The following is a 19,211-nucleotide window of genomic DNA, read 5'->3' as shown; positions in this document are numbered from 1 at the left end:
GTGCCTCTGCTTACGCTCCGAACGCGCGGGCCGCCGCACTCTTTCGCACGAACGGCGGACCTACGGCGCAGAGGCGGCGCGCGAAATCGGTGGAGCCCCGGTTCGACGAGGCCCCACCGAGACCGCACCCGCAGGGGTCAGCGCCGTGTGCGTACCAGCAGGTAGAAGAAGTACGGCGTGCCGATGACCGCAGTCATCAGACCGGCACCGAGCTGCGCAGGGGCGATCACCGTGCGCCCGGACAGATCCGCGAGGCAGACCAGTAGGGCCCCGAGCAGGAGCGAGACCGGAACCACCCGTACGTGCCGCCGTCCCACGAGGGCGCGCGCCGCGTGCGGGGCGACCAGTCCGACGAAGCCGATGGTGCCCGCGGCCGCCACGGCCGTGGCGGCCAGCAGCACGGCCATCACCAGGAAGCCGAGACGGGCCCTGGGGAGGCCGAGGCCGAGGAGCCTCGGAGTGTCCTCGTCGAGCGCGACGAGGTCCAGTTCCCGTCTGCGTACCACCGCCAGGACGATGCCGACGGCGAGAACGACGGCCACCGGCAGCACGTCGGGCATGTTCCGCCCGTACGTGGACCCGGACAGCCAGGTGAGGGCCTTCGTCGTGTCGAAGGGATCGCTGAGTACGATGACCAGGCTGATCAGCGCCGCCGCGGCGGAGGACACCCCCATCCCGAGCAGGACCAGCCTGTTCTGCCGGAAACCACCCCGGGCGGCCAGCCCGAAGACGACCGACGCGGCGACGGCAGCCCCTCCGAACGCCGCTCCCGCGACCTCCCACGAGCCGGGGGACTGCGCGAGGGTGACCAGCAGGACGGCGCCGAGACCGGCACCTCCGGAGACTCCCAGAATGCCCGGTTCGGCGAGCGGGTTGCGGGTCACGGCCTGAACCAGGGTGCCGGACAGTGCCAGCGCGGCGCCGGCGAGGAGCGCGGCAGCCACCCGGGGCACCCGGGTGTCGAGGACGAAGGTGACGACCCGGCCGGCCCTGCCCTGCGCCCAGTTCACGACGTCGCCGAGCAGCAGCTTCGCGTCACCGAGGAGTACGGCAGCGACAAGCACGCCCACGAGGGCGGCGATGAGCACGACCACGGTGACGAGGAACGTCATCCGCCCAGGGATCCGCAGCCGGTCCGGCGCGTCCGCCGAGGCCGTGTCACGGGTGCGGAGCGCCATCACGACGAGGAACACCCCGCCGACCACGGTGGTGACGACGCCGGTCGGCACCTCGACAGCGGTGTCCGCGGGCACGACCGCACGCAGCAGCACGTCGGAGAGGAGGACGAGCGCCGCACCCACGAGTCCTGCCACGGGCAGGCTCACCCGCGAGCGGACGAGTCCCCGGAACCGGCGGGCCAGCGGCCGGACGAGTGCGGGCGCGCAGAGGCCGACGAAGCCGATGGGGCCTGCCAGTGTGACCGCCGCCGCGGAGAGCGAAGTGGCGAGCACGACACTGGTGATCCGTGTCCCTCGGACGGATACGCCCAACCCGCGGGCGGCATCGTCACCCAGGGCCAGGGCGTCCACGCGTCGGGCGACGAGCAGCAGCCCGACGATGCCGGCCGCGATGACCGGGGCCATCTGAACGACACCGTCGAACCCGTTCTGTCCGACGCTTCCCTGGTTCCACGCGTAGAGTCCCTCGGTCTGTTCCGGGAACAGGAGCAGCAGTGCGTCGGTCACCGCGTTCAGCCCCAGAGCGAGGGCGCTGCCCGCGAGGACGAGACGCACGGTGCCCTTGCCGAGCCCGGACAGACCGAGCACGACCGCCGCGGCGGCGAGTCCGCCGACGAACGCCGCGCCGGACGAGGCGAGGAGCGGGAGGGCGGTGCCGCTGACGGCCACCAGCCCGAGCGCCAGGTAGGAGCCGGCGTTCACGGCGAGGGTGTCGGGTGAGGCGAGCACGTTCCTGCTGACCGCCTGGAGGGCGGCCCCTGCCATGCCGAGCGCCAGTCCGACGAGGACGGCGGCGACCATCCTCGGCAGCCGGGAAGCCACGACGACGGAGGCGTCCCCCGCCTCGGCGTTCCCCGTGAGCGCGTCCCAGACCTGCGACGCGCCGACGTCGGCGGTGCCCTGGGTGATGTCGACGGCGGCGAGGACCGTGACCAGCAGCACGAGCGTGGCCGTCACGGCGACCGCGCCCGTCGTGGCCGCGGCGGTGCGGTCACGGCCCACCGCGGTCTTGTCGATGACGGCCACGGCGCGCTACTTCGTCAGCGCGTCGACGAGGGAGTCGGTGTACGCCTCCATGGAGAGGGGGCCGCCGAACATCCAGACGCCGTCGGGCAGCCGGTGCACGTTGCCGTCCTTCACGAAGGGAAGCGACTTCCACACCGCGTTCTTGGCGAGGGGACCGGTGAACGCGTCACCGTCCGCGTCGTTCGCCACGTACGTGAACTGGACGTCGCCGAGGCCGGTCAGGCCTTCGACGTCGGTGGTGGCGAGGCCGTAGCTCTCGTCGCCCTTCACGGTCCAGGCGTTCTTCAGCCCGAGCTTCTCGTTGACGGCCCCGAGGAGGGAAGTGCCGGTGTAGGCGCGGATGGAGACCTGGTTCGAGGCGACGTAGCCGTCGGCGGAGGCGATCTGGGCACCGCCGAGGCCCGCGTCCGCGAGCGCCTTCCTGCCCTCGGTGAGGCTCGCTTCGAAGTTCTTCTTGAGCGTGTCCGCCTTGGTCTCCTTGCCGGTGGCCTTCGCGATGAGGTCGAGGCCCTTTGTCATCGTGCCGATCTGGTCGGCGGCGTCGGCGGACGTGATCTCCATGACGGGCGCGACCTTGCGGAGCTGCTTCACCACCGCCGGCGAGAGGTCGCTGGTGGCGACGACCAGGTCGGGCGCGAGGGCCGCGACGGCGTCGATGCTCGGCTCGCCGCGGGTGCCGATGTCCTTGGGGTCACCGGTGAGCGGGGCCGCGGTGTTCCACGCGGTGTAGCCCTTCACGTCCGCGACGCCCACGGGTGCGACTCCGAGCGCCAGAAGGTCCTCGACCACGTTCCACTCGGTGGCGACGACCTTCGTCGCGGGTCCGTCGAGAGTCACCTTCGTGCCCTTGGCGTCGGTGAGGGTGATCTTTCCCGCAGGCTTGTCCGCGGCCGCGGAATCGGCGGGGGAGGGTTCCGTGGTTCCGCAGGCGGCCAGGGAGAGTGCGGCGACGGCGACGGAGACCGAGGCGAAGAAGTGGCGTCTCATGGGGAGGTGCTGAGCCTTTCGGATCTGGAGTGGTGGCGGCCTATCGCGCGGGTGCGCAGCCGGCCGGTCGAGGGATCGGTGCCTACATCGATGCGAATGCCGTAGACGTCCGACAGAAGTTCCGGCGTGAACACGTCCTCGGGCGCGCCGTCGGCGACGATGCGCCCCGCCTGCAGCAGGGCCACGCGGTCGGCGACGGCTGCGGCCTGGTCGAGGTCGTGGAGGACGACTCCCACAGCGATGCCGTGGTCGTCGGCGAGATCGCGGATCAGGTCGAGGAGTTCGACCTGGTAGCGGAGATCGAGGTAGGTGGTCGGCTCGTCCAGGAGCAGTACCCCTGTCTCCTGGGCGAGACAGCTCGCGAGCCATACGCGCTGGAGCTGTCCGCCCGAGAGCTGATCGACGCCGCGCCCGGCGAGGTCCTCCACACCGGTGAGGCCGAGCGCCCGGTCCACCGCGGCGGTGCCACGAGGGTCGGGCCGGCCCCAGCGGCCCCGGTGGGGGTAGCGGCCGAAGTCGACGACGTCCCTGACGGTGAGTCCGCCCGGTGTGGACCGGGTCTGGGTCAGGAGGGCGACGCGCCGCGCGAACTCGCGGGCGCCGAGCGCGAAGCCGTCCGTGGCCTCGTCCGTTCCCGCGTCGATCGTGAGCGAGCCGGTGCGCGCGGTCTGGAGCCTGGCGAGCGTGCGCAGCAGCGTCGACTTCCCGCTGCCGTTGGGGCCCACGAGCACGGTCACCTCGGCGGGCCGCAGGGTGATGGCCGCAGCGTGTACGACGTCGACGCGGCCGTACGCCACGGTCACCCCGTCGGCGGTCAGTCCATGGCCACTCGCACGCGGCACACCGGCCGCCACAGGGGCAGCCACAGCACTGGAAGTGCTCTCACCAGCTCTCATGGGCCTTAGGTTAGCCTGCCCTTACAGCTTGGTCGACGTCGGCCTCCCGTAACGGGTGCGGTCCGCCGGAGCCACCGGCCGGCCGGTCCCGCGCCGAGCGCCGGCGCCCTCCTCCTCCCGGTGTTTCACGGATGCCGTTCGGCGGCGGCCGTGGCGTCAGGGGCGCCTGGTCAGATAGCCGCCCATGGCGGTGAAGTACTCCGCTGCGGGCATTTCCCGGCCGTCCTCGGTGCGTACGCGTGTGATGGCCAGGCCGCGGTTGCGTCCGGTGCGGGCGTCGGATCCCGCGACGACGACCACCCCGTCGCCCTCGCGGTAGAAGATCCGGCCGGGCGTTCCCCCGTACCGGCCCTGGGACACCGCCGCGGCGAGGACCTCGATGCGCGTGCCCTTGTGGAAGGTGAACGCGCTGGGATACGGCTCGGACTGGGCGCGGACCAGGCGTTCGAGGTCCTCGGCGGGCCAGCTCCAGTCGATGCGGATGTCCTCGGCCGACCGCTTGTGGAAGAAGGTCGCGTGCGAGCGGTCCTGCGGGGTGAACTCCGTCTTCCCTGCCGCGATGAGATCGAGAGCGCCGATGGTGACCGGGCCTATGAGGTCGACGGTCCTGTGGAACAGGTCGGTGGCGGTGTCCGTCGGGCCCACCGGCACGGCCTCCTGCCGGACGATGTCGCCGGCGTCGAGTTCGTCGTTCATCATGTGCGCGGTGACGCCCACTTCGGACTCGCCGTTGATCAGGGCCCAGATCAGCGGGGAGAAGCCGGCGTACTTCGGCAACAGCGAGTCGTGGATGTTCAGCGTGCCGTGGCGCGGGAGGCCGAAGATGCGCGGGGGGATCCAGGTCCGCCAGTTGTTGGCCACGATGATGTCCGGGGCGGCTTCCTGGAGGCGTTCGAACAGCTCCTCGTCGTCGGGGCGGTTACGGATCAGGACCGGGACGTCCCGCGCTTCGGCCAGGTCGGCGACGGAGTCGCTCCAGATCTTCTCGTACGCGTGGTCGCTCCTGGGGTGGGTCACGACCAGCACCACGTCATGCTCGGAGTCCAGGAGGGCTTGCAGGGTGCGGTGCCCCCAGGTCTGGTACCCGAACATGACGACCCGCATGGGTTCCTCCTTGGAGCAGGGATTGACGAGCACTCAGTAAAGCGAGGCTAACCTTAGTGCGCAACAGGGCGTCGGGAACACGGTGTTGGCGGAGGGCGTGCGCGGTGGTTCGCCCCCCGCCTGTCGACAGCTGGGAGGGAGGAGCTTAGGCTCACCTCAATTGCAGGAGCGTGCCGCTCGGCCGGCGCGCGCCCGCTCAAGGTCTCCCGCGTCCTTCGGCGGATTCCCCGCGCGATGGGAGTGACATGTCGCAGGTTCTGCCTGACGGTGCGGCACCTGCGGCACCTGCGGCACACGGCCGGCTGCACGCACTCTCCGGCCTGCCCCGCCGCCGACCGGAAGCGGACCCCGAGTGAGCGGCGCCGACACGCGCGTCGCGCCGTCCACCCTGCGCACGGCGGCGGGTGGCGAGTCCACCCGATGGCTCGCCTCGCGGTGCCGTGAGGCGCCGTGGCTCACGGCGGCCACCGTGCTCACCACGGTGGCCGGGGCGGTGTTCCAGGTGCTCCCGGTGCTCCTGCTCAGCCGGGTGGTCGACGGCGTGGCCCAGGGCGGCGGGCACTCGGTCCTGGTCACGACGGGCGCCCTGATGGGAGCCGCCGCGCTGCTCGGCGCCGCGGCCACCGCGATGTCGGTGTATCTGATCGGGCGGCTGGGGGCGGATCTTCTCGCACAGTTGCGGGAAGCTGCCGTCCGGGCGGTTCTGGGCATGCCGAGCGCACGGATCGAGCAGGTCGGCAGGGGAGACGTGCTCTCACGCGTCGGCGACGACGTGGCCGTGCTGTCCAGGGGCATCCGTACGGCCGTCCCCACGGTCTTCACTGCGGGCGTGCTGGTGGCCATCGCCACGGCCGGCATGTTCGGACTCGACTGGAGGCTCGGCCTGGCGGGCGCCGGCGCGCTGCCCGCCTACGCTCTGGCCCTGCGCTGGTATCTCCCGCAGTCGGCCCCGCTCTACCGGCGGCAGCGGACAGCCCAGGGCGAACGTGCGCAGGCGTTGATCAGCGGTCTGAACGGGATCGAGACGGTCCGGGCGTACCGTCTGGAGAGCGACTTCCGTGAGCGGGTCACAGCCACGTCGTGGCGTGTGCGCGATCTCGGCATCGAGGTCTTCCGGATCTTCGGCCGTTTCGTCGGCAGGGAGAACCGGGCCGAGTTCGTCGGGCTGGTCCTGATCCTCGTGGTGGGCTACGTCCTGCTGGAGGGCGGCGCCGCGACCCTGGGAGAGGTGTCGGCGGCGCCCCTCATGTTCCACCGGCTGTTCACCCCGCTGGGGGCCATCATGTTCACCTTCGACGAGGCACAGAAGTCGGGCGCGAGCCTCACCCGGTTGGTCGGGGTGCTGGGAGAGGCCGGAGAGGACAGGCTGGTGGGCGACGCCTCCGTGGCGGCCGCGGCCGCCACCGAGTACCCGGTGACAGTGGAGCGACTGACCTTCAGCTATCCCGGTTCCGAGGAGCCGGTCCTCCGGGACGTCAGCCTGACGATCCCGGCCGGCGGTTCGCTCGCCCTGGTGGGGGCGTCGGGCGCGGGGAAGTCGACCCTGGCCGCGCTGATCGCGGGCATCGGTACTCCGCAGGCCGGTTCGGTGCGCGTCGGGCCGGTGGACCTCAACGGCCTCGACGAAGCGGGCGCGCGGGCTCTGGTGAGCATCCTGACGCAGGAGACGCACGTGTTCTCCGGGCCTCTCGCGGACGATCTGCGGCTGGCCGCGCCGCTGGCGACCGATGCCGAACTGGCGGACGCACTGCGGACCGTCGGCGCCGGTCACTGGGCGGACGCGCTCCCCGACGGGCTGGACACCGTCGTCGGCGAGGGCGGCGAGCGCCTCGACGTCACCAGGGTCGCCCAGATCGCCCTGGCCCGGCTGGTGCTGAACCGGGCACCGGTGGTGGTGCTCGACGAGTCGACCGCGGAGGCGGGCAGCGAGGGTGCCGCCGAGCTTGAGAGGGCCGTGCGGGCCGCGTGCTCGGGCCGGACCACGCTGTTCGTCGCGCACCGGCTGACCCAGGCGAGGGCGGCGGACCGGATCGTCGTGCTGGACGCGGGACGCGTGGTGGAGGAGGGGACCCACGAGGAACTGGTGGCTCTGGACGGACGGTACGCGCGGCTGTGGCGGGCCTGGCGCGAGGGCAGTGAAGCAGCGCTGAACTCGGGCCGGCCCGGCCTCCCTACGCTGTGAGGACGATGTGTTCCCGATGACGGATCGCGGTGCTCGCTCCGCCCTGCTGTCCCGCACCGGCCCCGACGACCTGCGCGGGCGGACGGTGACCCTTCGGACGCCGTCCTGTGATCACGATCCGCGTCACGCTCACCCCGCCAACCCCGGAAGCGATGGCCGGCGACCTCGATGACGACTCCTGATCCGCAGCGGCCCCGTCGGGGGACCGGCATCCTCCGGACCGCACTGCGCCGCAACGTCGGCGCCATGGCCCGGGGCACCGCTCTGATGGGCCTGTACCAGGCCGGCGAGACCGCCTTCCCCATCGCGCTCGGCCTGATCGTCGAGCACTCACTGCAGGAGCGGAGCCTCGGCTCGCTCGGCCTGTCCATCGGTGCGCTCGCCGTGATCATCACGACCGTCTCCCTGTCGTGGAGGTTCGGGATGCGCGTCCTGCAGGAGGCCAACACGACCGAGGCGCACCGCTGGAGGGTGCGGGTGGCGGCCTGCGGACTCCAACCGGTGGCCAGGGACGTCGATCTGAAGTCCGGTGAGGTGCTCACCATCGCCACCGAGGACGCCGACCAGACCGCCGACATCATCGAGGTGGTACCGCTGCTGATCAGCTCGCTGGTCGCGGTGCTGGTCGCGGCTGTCGCGCTGGGACTGGCCGACCTCCGCCTCGGCCTGCTGGTCATCGTGGGAACCGTCGCGATCCTGTCGGTCCTGAGCGTGATGTCGAAGCGGATCGGCACCGGCACCCAGGAACAGCAGGCCCGCGTGGCACGGGCCGGCGCGAAGGTCGCCGACCTGATCACGGGCCTGCGCCCGCTGCACGGCTTCGGCGGCAACCACGCCGCGTTCACGTCCTACCGCAAGGTCAGTACGGATGCCAGGCACCAGGCGATCACCGTCGCCAGGGCGAACGGCGCGTACGCGGGTACCGCGCTGGCCCTCAACGCGGTGCTCGCCGCCGCCGTGACCCTGACGGCGGGCTGGCTGGCCTTCGAGCGCCGGATCACCATCGGGGAACTCGTCATGGCCGTGGGACTGGCGCAGTTCGTCATGGAACCGCTCAAACTGTTCTCCGAGATGCCGAAGTACGTGATGACGGCGCGCGCCTCGGCCGAGAGGATGGCGCTGGTCCTGTCCGCGCCGCCGGTGACGGCCCCGGGACGGGATCGCCCGGCCGAGGGCGGGGGTCTGGAGGTCGACCGCGTACGCTACGGCTCCCTGAGCGAGCTGAAGTTCCAGGTGGCCGCCGGCGAGTTCGTGGCGATCGTCGCCTACCGGCCTCGCGCGGCGGCCGACCTCGCGTCGATCCTGGCCGTGAACATCCCGCCCCACGCCTACGAGGGCGCGGTACGGGTCGGAGGGCAGGAGATCACGGACCTGGCGATCGAGGCGGTACGCGAGCACACGCTGGTGAACCCGTACGACGCGGAGATCTTCGCGGGCACCCTCCGTACGAACATCGACCCGTCCGGCACCAGCCGGACGGTCGCCGAGGCCGTAGAGGCGTCCATGCTGACCGACGTCGTGGCGCTCCACCGTGAAGGACTCGACCACAGCGTCCGCGACCGCGGCGCGAACCTCTCCGGGGGACAGCGTCAACGGCTGTCCCTGGCCCGCGCCCTCGCCGCCGACACCGACGTGCTGGTGCTCCACGACCCGACGACTGCCGTCGACGCGGCCACCGAGCAGCTCATCGCCCGCGGTATCGCGAAGATGCGCCGGGGCCGCACCACCGTAGTGCTCACCAGCAGCCCGGCCGTCCTCGACGCCGCCGACCGGGTGCTCGTCCTCGACGACGGCGTCATCACCGCCGAGGGCACCCACCGCACCCTCCTCGCCACCGACGAGGCCTACTGCCGGGCAGTGGCTCGGTGAAGCGACGGCAGCTCGGGCAGCAGGGGTCCCACCCGGTTTTTCACGGCGCCCGGCCGCCTTGCCGGGCAGCAGACGCCTGCGCCGCCCCACAGCTCCCGACGGGGCTGGGTACGCCGGCGGGTCAGCCGGCTGAGTACGGGCACTCAGGCCCGCGGCGCTCTTCCCGACCACGATGGGGGTCACCACTTTCCGAGTCCGGGAGTACCCGCTCATGCTCAGTCGCCTCGCCCACGCCCTGGTACCCGCTGTCGGCCGGCTGACGGTCACCACCGACAGCGGCGCCGACTTCGCGGAGGGGAGCGTCATCGCCGCCAACCACAGCTCCCTGGCCGACCCGGCCGTGGTCCTCGCGGCCCTGCGCAGCCTCGGCGTCGAGCCGGCCGTACTGGCCGCTGCGGGTCTCTGGCGCATCCCTCTCCTCGGACGTGCGCTCGCCCGTGAGGGACACATCCCCGTTCACCGGCACGACGCACGCGCGGGTGACGCCCTCGACGGCGCCGCCGAAGCCCTGGCCCGGGGGCGCCTCGTCCTGATCTACGGCGAGGGCGGCATCCCGCTCCGCAGGGACGCGGGAGAAGCTGCCCCGGAAGCCTTCCGCAGCGGACTGGCCCGACTCGTCCACCGGACCGGAGCTCCCGTCATACCCCTCGGACAGGCCGGCTCCCGCCGCATCACGTCGGGCAACTGGGCCAAGCAACTCGCGGGCCTGGGCACGGCCCCGCTGCGAAGGCCCGGCCTCCATGTCCACGTGGGGGCGCCGGTCATGCTGACCGGCGACCTGCCGAACCGCACCGGCCATGCCCGAGCGGCGGTGACCGCCGCGTGGAGGGAGGCCGCCGAACGCCTCGGCGAACCCATCACCCTCGCAGCGTGAGGAGCGGCGGAGAACCGCCGTCGGCCGGTACGTCTCGGACCACCGCGGGCAGGGCGGCTTCGCGTCACTTCTGCGGGTCGTTCCGGCCGGGCAGCAGCCCGGCCGCGGATCGCGCGTGGGGACCCGCCGACTTCGCGGTGGCACCGAACGGTTCGTCGACCGCGGTTACTCCGTCGTCCGGCCGGCCAGCGATCATGGGGGCCGTGCCGCACGACGAACGCGGCCCCGCGACACGACCGGGAGGACCCCGTGGCCGACCCCAGGAGCTACATCATCGAGTCGTTGGACACCGGTCTGCGGCTCATGCGCCTCTTCCTCACCCATGACACCCTGACGGTCACCGACGCCGCCCGGGAGCTGGACGTGGCCCGCTCCACCGCGCACCGTGTGCTCAGCACCCTCGAGTCCCGCGGGTTCGCGACCCGCGACACCTCGGGCCGGGGCTACTCCGCAGGACCCGAACTGGTCGCGCTGGGCCGCCCGGCCGGCTACGGCCCCGGGATCGGGGCGCGCCTCCAGGTGGTGCTGGACGCGGCGGCCGCGACGACCGGAGAGACGGTCAGCACCGCCGCCCTCATCGGCGACCAGGTGATCATCACGGACGGCAGGGAGTCGCGGCACCCCGTGCGAGCCGTTCTTGAGACCGGCCGCGCCCACCCCGCGCACGCCACCTCGGCGGGCAAGATCCTGCTCGCCCAGCTGACCACCGATCAGGTCTGCGCCCTCTACCCGCAGGAGCGGCTGCCCGAGGTCACCGGCCGCACCCAGATCTCCCGTACCGCACTGCTCTCCGAACTCGCGGATATCCGCACCGTGGGTCGCGCCGACAGTGCCGGCGAATCGGTGCGGGGAATGAACGCCGTCGCCGTGCCGCTCGCGGGACGCAGCTGGCGTGACCGGCTCGCCCTGATGGCGTCCATGCCGGCTGACCGGGGCGGCGAACCCGAGCTGGCCCGGCACGCCGTGGCGCTGCGGAGGGCCGCCGGGCTGCTGCCGCCCCCGTCCTCCTGACCTGCCCCACCTCACCTGAAAGCGGACCCACTCACGATGTGCATGTCTCTCTCCTCCTTCCGGACGGGCGACCATCCGGACCGCGTGCCGACGCTGCTGCCCCATCCCGTCCACACGGTCGAAGTCGCTGTGTTCGCCGACGCGATCGACGCTCTGCCTCCCGGCGGCTACGGGGCGTACGGGCTACGCCCATCCCGACGCGCACCGGCGCCATCGGCCGGGCAGGGCTTCTCGCCGGGGTGGCCGAGGCCGAGAAGGAGCGGGCGGCGGGCTCGTCGAGGACCCCACCCCCGAGTGGCTCGGAGTAACCGTCAGGGAGGGCGGCAGTCCTGAAGGGAGGCGCTGCTCGGTGTGGTGGGGACCGGCCGGGTACCCGTCGACGGAGATCGAGAGATCGCAGGTCACCCTGCCCGGACGTCCTGTCACTGTGCTGTCCTCCTGGTGGCGATGTCCCGTCGCCCTCGCGGTGGGCCGCCTGATTCGTTCCTTACTGGTAGAGACCGTGCCAGGTTCGCGAACTCATCGCTTCGCAAGGACAGCGAAACTTTCTGCTTGTGACATCGTGATCACGCTCAGGAATCGATGCCTCCGGTGGAATCGCCTGCAGCTCCTGGGGTGCAAGACCTTGGTGGGCCGGCACCGCGTTCGCTGACCTGCCGCCCCGGGGGGACCGGCCTCCGGGGCGGTGAAGGAGGATGGGCGCGGATCCTGCTTCCGGATCCCTGACACCTGGAGACCCGAGTGACCGGCCGTGCCCTTTCCCTGTTCTTCCGCCGCAGGCGCGTGGTCGCCGGCGTGGCGGTGGGCCTTGCCTCCGCCCTCGGGGCGGGCGTGCTGGCGGGCTGTTCCGCCGCGGGCGGGGCTTCAGGCACCGCCGGGCTCCCGCAGCGGACCGAGACCGCCGACGTCCTCCTGCCGACGGCCGGCATGAAGTTCGACTATCAGATCGGTGGCGGCTACACGCCGCCCGACGGGGTGCGAGCGGTGTCCCGCGACCGCGAGGACGAGCCGGCACCCGGCCAGTACAACGTCTGCTATGTCAACGCCTTCCAGACCCAGCCCGGCGCACTGGACTGGTGGCAGGACACCCACCCGGACCTCCTGCTGCGCGACGGCGACGGGGAACTGATCATCGACGAGGGCTGGGACGAAGCCCTCCTGGACACCTCGACGGCCGCCCGGCGCACCCAACTCGCGGAGATCGTAGGGGAGTGGATCGACGGCTGCGCGGAGAACGGCTTCCAGGCGGTGGAACCGGACAACCTCGACTCCTTCGAACGGTCGAAGGGCAAGCTGACGCAGGAGCACAACGCCGCGTTCGCGACCGTGTTGGCCGCGCGTGCGCACAGTGAGGGCCTGGCGATCGGGCAGAAGAACACCACCGACCTTCTCGATCGGCATACCGAGATCGGCTTCGACTTCGCTGTGACGGAGGAGTGCGCCCAGTTCGACGAGTGCGGCGCGTACGCCGACGCCTACGACGACCGTGTCTTCGCGATCGAATACGAGGGCGAGGGTGAGGTGGGCTTCGACGAGAGCTGTTCCGCCTGGGGCGACAGGATCTCCCTCGTGCAGCGAGACCTCGATGTGCTCCCCGCGGGCGAGAAGGGCTACGTGTTCCGGACCTGCTGAGACCGAGAGGCTGTTCTGCCGCCCTCGCACCACGCCGGCCATCAACGAGGAAGTGATCCAGTCGGCCGTCGACGTGCGGACGCGCTAAAGACGCAGGGGCCGGCGGCCGATCACTCGGATATGTCACACACACGCCGCACCGTTCTCACGACTGGGGCACTGCTGGGTGCCGGATCCCTCCTCGGCGCCGCCGATCCGGGCCGTGCCACCGGCAAGGTACTCGCCGAACGCCGCTTGGACGACCGGCTGGTCGAACTGACTGTCGACTCCCGGGCTCTCGGCGGCCGGAGCACCGTGGCGCTGCTGACACCACGCGGCTGGGAACGGCGCAGCCCCGGCGACCGCTGGCCCACGCTCTATTTGTTCGCGGGCGGGGACGGCGACCACACGACCTGGACCAGCCTTTTCGCCGTACAGGACCTGCGGGAGCTGCGCGATGTCCTCGTGGTGATGCCGGGCATGCCGCTGTTCGGTTTCTGGACCGACTGGTGGAACCACGGCGAAGGGGGCTCCCCCCAGGTGCGTACGTACTTCCTCCGTGAAGTCGTGCCCCTGGTGGAACGGGAGTACGGCGCCGGGCCCAACAGGGCGGCAGCCGGCGAGTCCCAGGGCGGATTCGGTGCCCTGGGGCTCGCCGCCCGTGTCACGGGACTGTTCGGCGCCGTCGCCGCCTTCGGGGCACCCGTGCACCCGGTCCGGCACCCGGAGATGTGGCTCTCCGGTGCGAAGTTCGTCGGTGTGGACGGCTACGCGATCTTCGGTGACCCCTGGAAGCAGTGGAAGACCTGGCTCGACTGGGATCCCTACCACCACGCCCGGGGGCTACGTCACACACCCGTCTACCTGGCGTCCGGTGACGGCATGCCCGGTCCGCTCGACGGCGACGAGCCCGATCCCCACATCCCCGGCACCGAGAAATGGGTCGCGCTCGCCGACGACGGCGTCGTATCCGTCACCGAGGCCGTGTGCGGTGAGGAGACGCGGATGCTCAGCGGCCGTCTCGCGTCTCTGGGCGCACCCGTAACCACCCATATCTATCCAGGTGGGCACACCGGCACCTACGGTCACAGGGAACTGCGCCACGCTCTGCCGATGCTGACGGCGGCACTGCGCCGTTGACGCCCGCTCGGCCGAAGTGCCGAGTGCCCAGTGCCCAGTGCCGAGTGACGTGTGCCGGGCTCGGAACAGTCCGCCCACGCCGAGGCCCGGTCACGCGGAGTGGCCGCGGTCGCCTACCGCCGCAGGGCAGGTGGTTCCGCGCCCGGTGACGCCGGGTCAGTCGACGGTGGCGGCCTGCCGCGCTGCCGCGGGCGCTCCGGATCTGCTCTGACCGGCCGCGCGGCTCCAGGCCGTTTCGCGCAGGAGCCGGAGGCCGTTGAGGCCCACGATGACGGTGGAGCCCTCGTGCCCCAGCACTCCCAGCGGGAGCGGCAGGTGACCGATGAGGTCCCAGGCGACCAGGACGGAGATGAAGACGCCGGCGATCACCAGGTTCTGCACGACCAGTCGGCGGGTCGCCCGGGAGAGGGCGATGACCGCGGGCACGGTGGCGAGTTCGTCGCGGATGATGACGGCGTCCGCGGTTTCCAGGGCGAGATCGGACCCCGCCCGGCCCATCGCGATCCCGACGTGCGCGGCGGCCAGAGCGGGCGCGTCGTTGACTCCGTCGCCCACGACCAGGACCCTGTGCCCGGCCCGCTCCAGCTCGCGGACGGCGGCCGCCTTGTCCTCGGGGAGGAGCCCGGCCCGTACATCCGTGATGCCGGCCTCGGCGGCCAGCCGGGCGGCGGCGCGGGGGTTGTCGCCGGTCAGCAGCATCGGGGTGCCGCCGGTCAGCACGGCCAGCGAGGCGACGGTCGCCGCCGCGTCGCACCGGATGCGGTCGGCGATACCCAGAACACCGACCGGGAGGCCGTCGCGCAGGACGAGTACAGCGGTGCACCCGGTCTCCTCCATCGCGGCGGCCGAGGCGGCGGCCCGGGACGCCGCGGGTGAGCCGGTGTCACGCAGGAGCCGGGCGGGGGAGCCGACAGCGACGCGGTGACCGCCGACGGTGGCGGTGACACCTGTACCCGGGGCCGAGGTGAACTCCGAGGCCGGGAGCAGGGGCAGCCCTCGCTCCCGGGCGGCACTCACGACGGCGCGGGCCAGCGGATGCTCGCTGGGGTCCTCTGCGGCGGCGGCCAGCGCCAGCAGCGCGTCGCCGGTCAGCGCTGCTCCGGGAAGGGGATGGACGCCGGTGACGTGCGGGGTTCCCTCCGTGAGGGTGCCTGTCTTGTCCAGCGCCACCGCGTCGGCCTGCCCGAGGCGTTCCATGACGACGGCGGACTTGACCAGGACGCCGTGGCGTCCCGCATTGGCCATCGCGGACAGCAGGGGCGGCATGGTCGCCAGGACCACAGCGCAGGGGGAGGCCACGATCATGAACGTCATGGCCCGCAACAGGCTGCCGGTCATGTCGTCGCCGAAGGCGAGGGGGACGAGGAAGACGGCGAGGGTCGCGGCCACCATGCCGAGCGAATAGCGCTGCTCGACCTTCTCGATGAACAACTGGGTGGGGGCCTTGGTCCGGGATGCCTCCTCGGTCATGGCGACGATGCGGGCGATCACCGATTCGGAGGCGTCCCGCTCGACGGCGACCTTCAGCGTGCCCGTACCGTTCAGCGTCCCGGCGAAGACCTCGTCCCCGGGCTCCTTGGGCGCGGGGAGCGGCTCGCCGGTGATCGTGGCCTGGTCGACCTCGCTCGCACCGCCGAGGACCCGGCCGTCGGCGCCGACGCGCTCACCGGGCCGGATGCGGATGACGTCGCCGACCACGAGGTCCCCGGTGGCGACGCTCTCCTCGCCACCGCCCGCGGTGACGCGGGAGGCGGTGGCCGGAGCGAGGTCGAGGAGTCCGCGGACAGCGTCCTGGGTGCGCGCGGTGGCCAGCGCCTCCAGTGCGCCGGAGGTCGCGAAGATGACGATCAGCAGCGCCCCGTCCATCACCTGCCCGATGGATGCCGCGCCGAGCGCCGCCACGATCATCAGCAGGTCCACGTCCAGGACCTTCTCCCGGAGCTCCCGCAGGCCCGACAGGGCAGGCTCCCAGCCTCCGGCGGCGTAGACGAGTGCGTACAGCGGGCCCCACGCCCAGGCCGGGGCGCCGGCCAGCTCCAGCGGGAGCGCGAGCAGGAACAGCGCCAGAGCCGCGCCCGCCCAGCGGGCCTCGGCCAGCGCGAGGACGCGTGTCCGGCGCCGGGGGACGCCGCCCGGCTCGGCGGACACGCTGTGCGAGGGGCGCGGGAGGACATCGGCGGGCATGACGGAACGACCCCTCACGGGTGGTGGGAACGACGACGCCCCCACCGTACAGGAATATATGAACAGGTCTTCATGTGTCATCCGTAGAATGGGCTTCATGGGCCACGGACGCGACCAGCAGAGCACCGCCACCACCCGCGAGCGCCTGGACGCCGTGGGGGCAGCGGGCGTCGCCTCGACCCTCCAGGCCCTGGCCACGCCCTCCCGCCTGCGGATTCTGGCCCGTCTCCAGGAGGGCCCCTGCGCGGTCGGTGATCTTGCCGAGGCGGTGGAGATGGAGCCCTCGGCCTGCTCCCACCAGCTGCGTCTGCTGAGGAACCTCGGGCTGGTCACGGGTGAGCGTCGAGGCCGCTCCATCGTGTACGCCCTGTACGACCATCACGTCGCCGAACTCCTCGACCAGGCTCTCTACCACGTCGAGCACCTACGTCTCGGACTCCGTGACACGCCCGCCGAGATCGCCGCGGCGGCGCCGGGGCGCTGAGTGCCGGGCGGCGCGGGAATCCCGTCGCGCCCGCGGTGTTGCACCCTGTGTGAGCTCCTCCATCGCATCGACCCGCTTCTCCTTCCTCGACCGTTCCCGCACCCGCGAGGGTCACGACGCCGCCGAGGCGTTGCGCGACACCGTCACGCTGGCGGGCACGGCCGAGGCTCTTGGCTACCACCGCTTCTGGGTGTCCGAGCACCACGGCGTTCCCGGCGTGGCCGGCTCGGCGCCGACGGTGCTGGCCGCCGCCGTCGCGGCCGCGACGTCCACCATCAGAGTCGGGACCGGCGGGGTGATGCTCCCGAACCATCAGCCCCTCGTCGTGGCCGAGCAGTTCGGGGTACTCGCCTCCCTCTTCCCGGGCCGGATCGACATGGGGCTGGGGCGATCGGTCGGCTTCACCGACGGGATCCGCAGGGCCCTCGGCCGGGACAAGGGGGACGCCGACGCCTTCGCCGGGCAGCTCGCCGAGCTCCTCGGGTGGCTGGACGGCACTCAGCAAGCCCACCCCCAGGTCCACGCCCGTCCGGCCGAGGGTCTGCGCATCCCTCCGTACGTCCTGGCGACCGGCCAGGGTGCCGCCATCGCCGCCGGGGCCGGCCTGCCGCTCGTCGTGGGCGATCTCCGCGGCCGCGACAAGCTGATCCGGGCGGTGGAGGCGTACCGCGGTGGATTCCGGCCCTCCGTGTGGGCCCGGAAGCCCTACGTGGTCGTGGCCGGGACCGTGGCGGTCGCCGCCACCGACGAGGAGGCGCGGCGACTGCTGGTTCCCGAAGCCTGGTCCATGGCGTACGCGCGCACCCACGGCACGTTCCCTCCGCTGGCTCCGGCCGAGCGGATCGAAGCGCTGGCCATGACGGAGAAGGAGTGCGGGCTGTTCGAGGACGGGCTGCGCGGGCATCTTGCGGGGACCGAGGACGCGGTGGCGGCCGGACTGGAGACAGTCGTCCGGGTGACCGGTGCGGACGAGGTGCTGGTCACCACGAGCACGTACGACCGTGAGGCGCTGGTGGACTCGATGCGCCGGCTCGCGGGCATCGCAGGTATGGGCTGAGTGTCAGCCGCTGCCGGGGTGTCCGAACAAGAGGTCGTATCCCGGGGGTAGTTGCAGCAGGAGGCGCTGGAGCAGGTCCTCGCCCGAGGCGTCGGCCACCACACTGAGCACCGCACTGGTGTCCCAGGCCGCCGTCTCCTCGCTCGCGCCCTCGATCCAGGCGGACACCGCGCGTACGAACCGCTCCGAGCTGAGCGGTTCGGCGGCCTGCAGCGGGTTCAGGAGAATGAGTGCGAACGTCTCGGGGAGCCGCGCGGCCAGCTCGTTCCGCTCCTCGCCGACCAGATGCGCTCCGAGCAGCGCCAGCACCACGCGCGACGCGCGCTCCGCATCAAGGGCCGATGGATAGGCGCCGCGTTCCTGCACGGCCTCCAGGAACGCCTGCCACTTCATGTACGTCACCGGGTCCCTTTCGCGGAGCGGGAGCGGAGAGCGGGGCGGGGGAGGGGAAGCCCGTGCCCAGCCCTCCGCGTATCCACCGCATGTCACCCCACTTCCGATTTAACACTCGGCCGAGGAGAGGGCAAGCGGGGACCCGGCCCCAAGCCTCCCGAGCCCACGCCGCCGGTCACTCCATGGGGTAGATGTCCCCGCTCGCCATGCCGCTGACCTGCACGCTCTGCGATTCGAGCCGGTGTGCTTCGTCCTGGAGGCGCCGGCGTTCCGCAGGGTCGGTGGCCTTCTCGGCGGCCTTCTCCAGTTCCTTGGCCCGGCCGCGCATCTGCTGGAGACGGCCCCTGACGTCTTCTGACTCGCTCATGATCACTCCCTGGCACTGGGCGGAGCGGACCCCTCCACCGAACCAGGCACCCGGGGGTGCGCGCATCTCAGCGAGGGCGCCGGGAGCGCGGAGTGACCGTGCGGGGCGGTGTCCTACTCGAACCGGGTCAGGTCTCCGGCTCCCCGGCGTACGACCTCCAGCTCGCCACCCGAGAAGTCGATGACGGTGGTCGGCTCGGTCCCGCAGTCGCCGGAGTCGAGCACGACGTCCACCACATGGTCGAGGCGCTCCTTGATCTCCCAGCCCTGCGTCAGCGGCTCCTCCTCGTCCGGCAGGAGCAGCGTGCTGGACAGCAGCGGCTCACCGAGCTCGGCCAGGAGCGCCTGTGTCACGGTGTGATCCGGGATCCGGACGCCGACGGTCTTCTTCTTCGGGTGGAGCAACTGTCGCGGCACCTCTTTGGTGGCGGGAAGGATGAAGGTGTAACTCCCGGGCGTCGCCGCCTTGATGGTGCGGAAGACGTCGTTGTCGACCTGGACGAACTGGCCGAGCTGCGCGAAGTTCTGGCACACCAGGGTGAAGTGGTGGCGGTCGTCGAGGTTGCGGATCGAGCGGATGCGGTCGATCCCGTCGCGGCTGCCCAGCTGGCATCCCAGGGCGTAACAGGAGTCGGTCGGATAGGCGACGAGGGCGCCGGACCGGATGCTCTCGGCCACGTTGGTGATGGTGCGGCGCTGCGGGTTCTCGGGGTGCACGTCGAAGTACTTGGCCATTCGGCGAGTCTACGGCCTGAAGGCACAGGCCTTCCGCTCACCACGTGCCGGAACGGTGTGGCACCGTCCGCGGTACGGTCATGAACCCGCGGACGCCCGCGCCGTCTGCCAGGG

At 71.8% G+C, this 19,211-nt stretch carries 16 protein-coding genes; 8 read left to right on the top strand and 8 right to left on the bottom strand.

The features are described 5' to 3' along the window. Positions 1 to 137 precede the first annotated feature (137 nt). The 4 genes from BFF76_RS13905 to BFF76_RS13890 form a co-directional block, all read right to left on the bottom strand. Positions 138 to 2,204, bottom strand: a complete 2,067-nt coding sequence (locus BFF76_RS13905; protein WP_065848315.1) for an iron ABC transporter permease — start codon at positions 2,202 to 2,204, stop codon at positions 138 to 140. Positions 2,205 to 2,210: 6 nt separating this feature from the next. Next, positions 2,211 to 3,191, bottom strand: a complete 981-nt coding sequence (locus BFF76_RS13900) for an ABC transporter substrate-binding protein (RefSeq protein ID WP_065848314.1) — start codon at positions 3,189 to 3,191, stop codon at positions 2,211 to 2,213. Then, positions 3,188 to 4,087: an ABC transporter ATP-binding protein gene (locus BFF76_RS13895; RefSeq protein ID WP_065848313.1), complete on the bottom strand. Its 900-nt coding sequence runs from the start codon at positions 4,085 to 4,087 to the stop codon at positions 3,188 to 3,190. Before BFF76_RS13895 ends, BFF76_RS13900 begins: the two co-directional genes overlap by 4 nt. Positions 4,088 to 4,243: 156 nt before the next feature. Continuing rightward, complete coding sequence (locus BFF76_RS13890) at positions 4,244 to 5,191, bottom strand: methionyl-tRNA formyltransferase (RefSeq protein WP_065848312.1); 948 nt, start codon at positions 5,189 to 5,191, stop codon at positions 4,244 to 4,246. A gap of 352 nt (positions 5,192 to 5,543) precedes the next feature. Here BFF76_RS13890 and BFF76_RS13885 point away from each other — a divergent pair, with 352 nt between their 5' ends. The 6 genes from BFF76_RS13885 to BFF76_RS13860 all read left to right on the top strand — a co-directional run bounded on the left by BFF76_RS13885 (position 5,544) and on the right by BFF76_RS13860 (position 13,878). Further along, positions 5,544 to 7,373 (top strand): ABC transporter ATP-binding protein, encoded by a 1,830-nt coding sequence (locus BFF76_RS13885; RefSeq protein ID WP_065848311.1) that lies wholly within the window; start codon positions 5,544 to 5,546, stop codon positions 7,371 to 7,373. 168 nt (positions 7,374 to 7,541) lie between these two features. Beyond that, positions 7,542 to 9,242: an ABC transporter ATP-binding protein gene (locus BFF76_RS13880; RefSeq protein WP_065848310.1), complete on the top strand. Its 1,701-nt coding sequence runs from the start codon at positions 7,542 to 7,544 to the stop codon at positions 9,240 to 9,242. Positions 9,243 to 9,453: 211 nt separating this feature from the next. Continuing rightward, a complete protein-coding gene (locus BFF76_RS13875) occupies positions 9,454 to 10,116 on the top strand; it encodes a lysophospholipid acyltransferase family protein (RefSeq protein WP_065848309.1) in 663 nt (220 codons plus the stop codon). Positions 10,117 to 10,365: 249 nt separating this feature from the next. Next, the gene (locus tag BFF76_RS13870) at positions 10,366 to 11,127 is read left to right on the top strand and encodes an IclR family transcriptional regulator (protein WP_065848308.1); all 762 of its coding nucleotides are present in this window, start codon (positions 10,366 to 10,368) and stop codon (positions 11,125 to 11,127) included. Positions 11,128 to 11,868: 741 nt separating this feature from the next. Further along, a complete protein-coding gene (locus BFF76_RS13865) occupies positions 11,869 to 12,759 on the top strand; it encodes an endo alpha-1,4 polygalactosaminidase (RefSeq protein WP_065848307.1) in 891 nt (296 codons plus the stop codon). A 120-nt stretch (positions 12,760 to 12,879) separates the two neighbouring features. Further along, on the top strand, positions 12,880 to 13,878 hold the full coding sequence (locus BFF76_RS13860) for an alpha/beta hydrolase (RefSeq protein ID WP_065848306.1): 999 nt from the start codon (positions 12,880 to 12,882) through the stop codon (positions 13,876 to 13,878). 156 nt (positions 13,879 to 14,034) lie between these two features. Here the strand turns inward: BFF76_RS13860 and BFF76_RS13855 are convergent, their stop codons facing one another. Next, on the bottom strand, positions 14,035 to 16,062 hold the full coding sequence (locus tag BFF76_RS13855; protein WP_065848305.1) for a heavy metal translocating P-type ATPase: 2,028 nt from the start codon (positions 16,060 to 16,062) through the stop codon (positions 14,035 to 14,037). A 97-nt stretch (positions 16,063 to 16,159) separates the two neighbouring features. Here BFF76_RS13855 and BFF76_RS13850 point away from each other — a divergent pair, with 97 nt between their 5' ends. Both BFF76_RS13850 and BFF76_RS13845 read left to right on the top strand, forming a co-directional pair. Continuing rightward, complete coding sequence (locus tag BFF76_RS13850) at positions 16,160 to 16,546, top strand: ArsR/SmtB family transcription factor (RefSeq protein ID WP_065848336.1); 387 nt, start codon at positions 16,160 to 16,162, stop codon at positions 16,544 to 16,546. A 49-nt stretch (positions 16,547 to 16,595) separates the two neighbouring features. Then, on the top strand, positions 16,596 to 17,603 hold the full coding sequence (locus BFF76_RS13845; protein ID WP_065848304.1) for an MsnO8 family LLM class oxidoreductase: 1,008 nt from the start codon (positions 16,596 to 16,598) through the stop codon (positions 17,601 to 17,603). Positions 17,604 to 17,606: 3 nt separating this feature from the next. Here the strand turns inward: BFF76_RS13845 and BFF76_RS13840 are convergent, their stop codons facing one another. The 3 genes from BFF76_RS13840 to BFF76_RS13830 form a co-directional block, all read right to left on the bottom strand. Next, the gene (locus BFF76_RS13840) at positions 17,607 to 17,996 is read right to left on the bottom strand and encodes a DUF2267 domain-containing protein (protein WP_031090094.1); all 390 of its coding nucleotides are present in this window, start codon (positions 17,994 to 17,996) and stop codon (positions 17,607 to 17,609) included. 175 nt (positions 17,997 to 18,171) lie between these two features. Continuing rightward, positions 18,172 to 18,363, bottom strand: a complete 192-nt coding sequence (locus tag BFF76_RS13835) for a DUF6381 family protein (protein WP_065848335.1) — start codon at positions 18,361 to 18,363, stop codon at positions 18,172 to 18,174. Between the two features lie 113 nt (positions 18,364 to 18,476). Next, the gene (locus BFF76_RS13830) at positions 18,477 to 19,097 is read right to left on the bottom strand and encodes an L-threonylcarbamoyladenylate synthase (protein WP_031090098.1); all 621 of its coding nucleotides are present in this window, start codon (positions 19,095 to 19,097) and stop codon (positions 18,477 to 18,479) included. Positions 19,098 to 19,211: the final 114 nt, after the last annotated feature.

Origin of the sequence: Streptomyces mutomycini (genome assembly GCF_001700505.1) — a bacterium.
Classification (GTDB): domain Bacteria; phylum Actinomycetota; class Actinomycetes; order Streptomycetales; family Streptomycetaceae; genus Streptomyces; species Streptomyces mutomycini.
The sequence above is the reverse complement of the archived record's forward strand: the minus strand, read 5'-3'. Positions and strand labels throughout refer to the sequence as shown.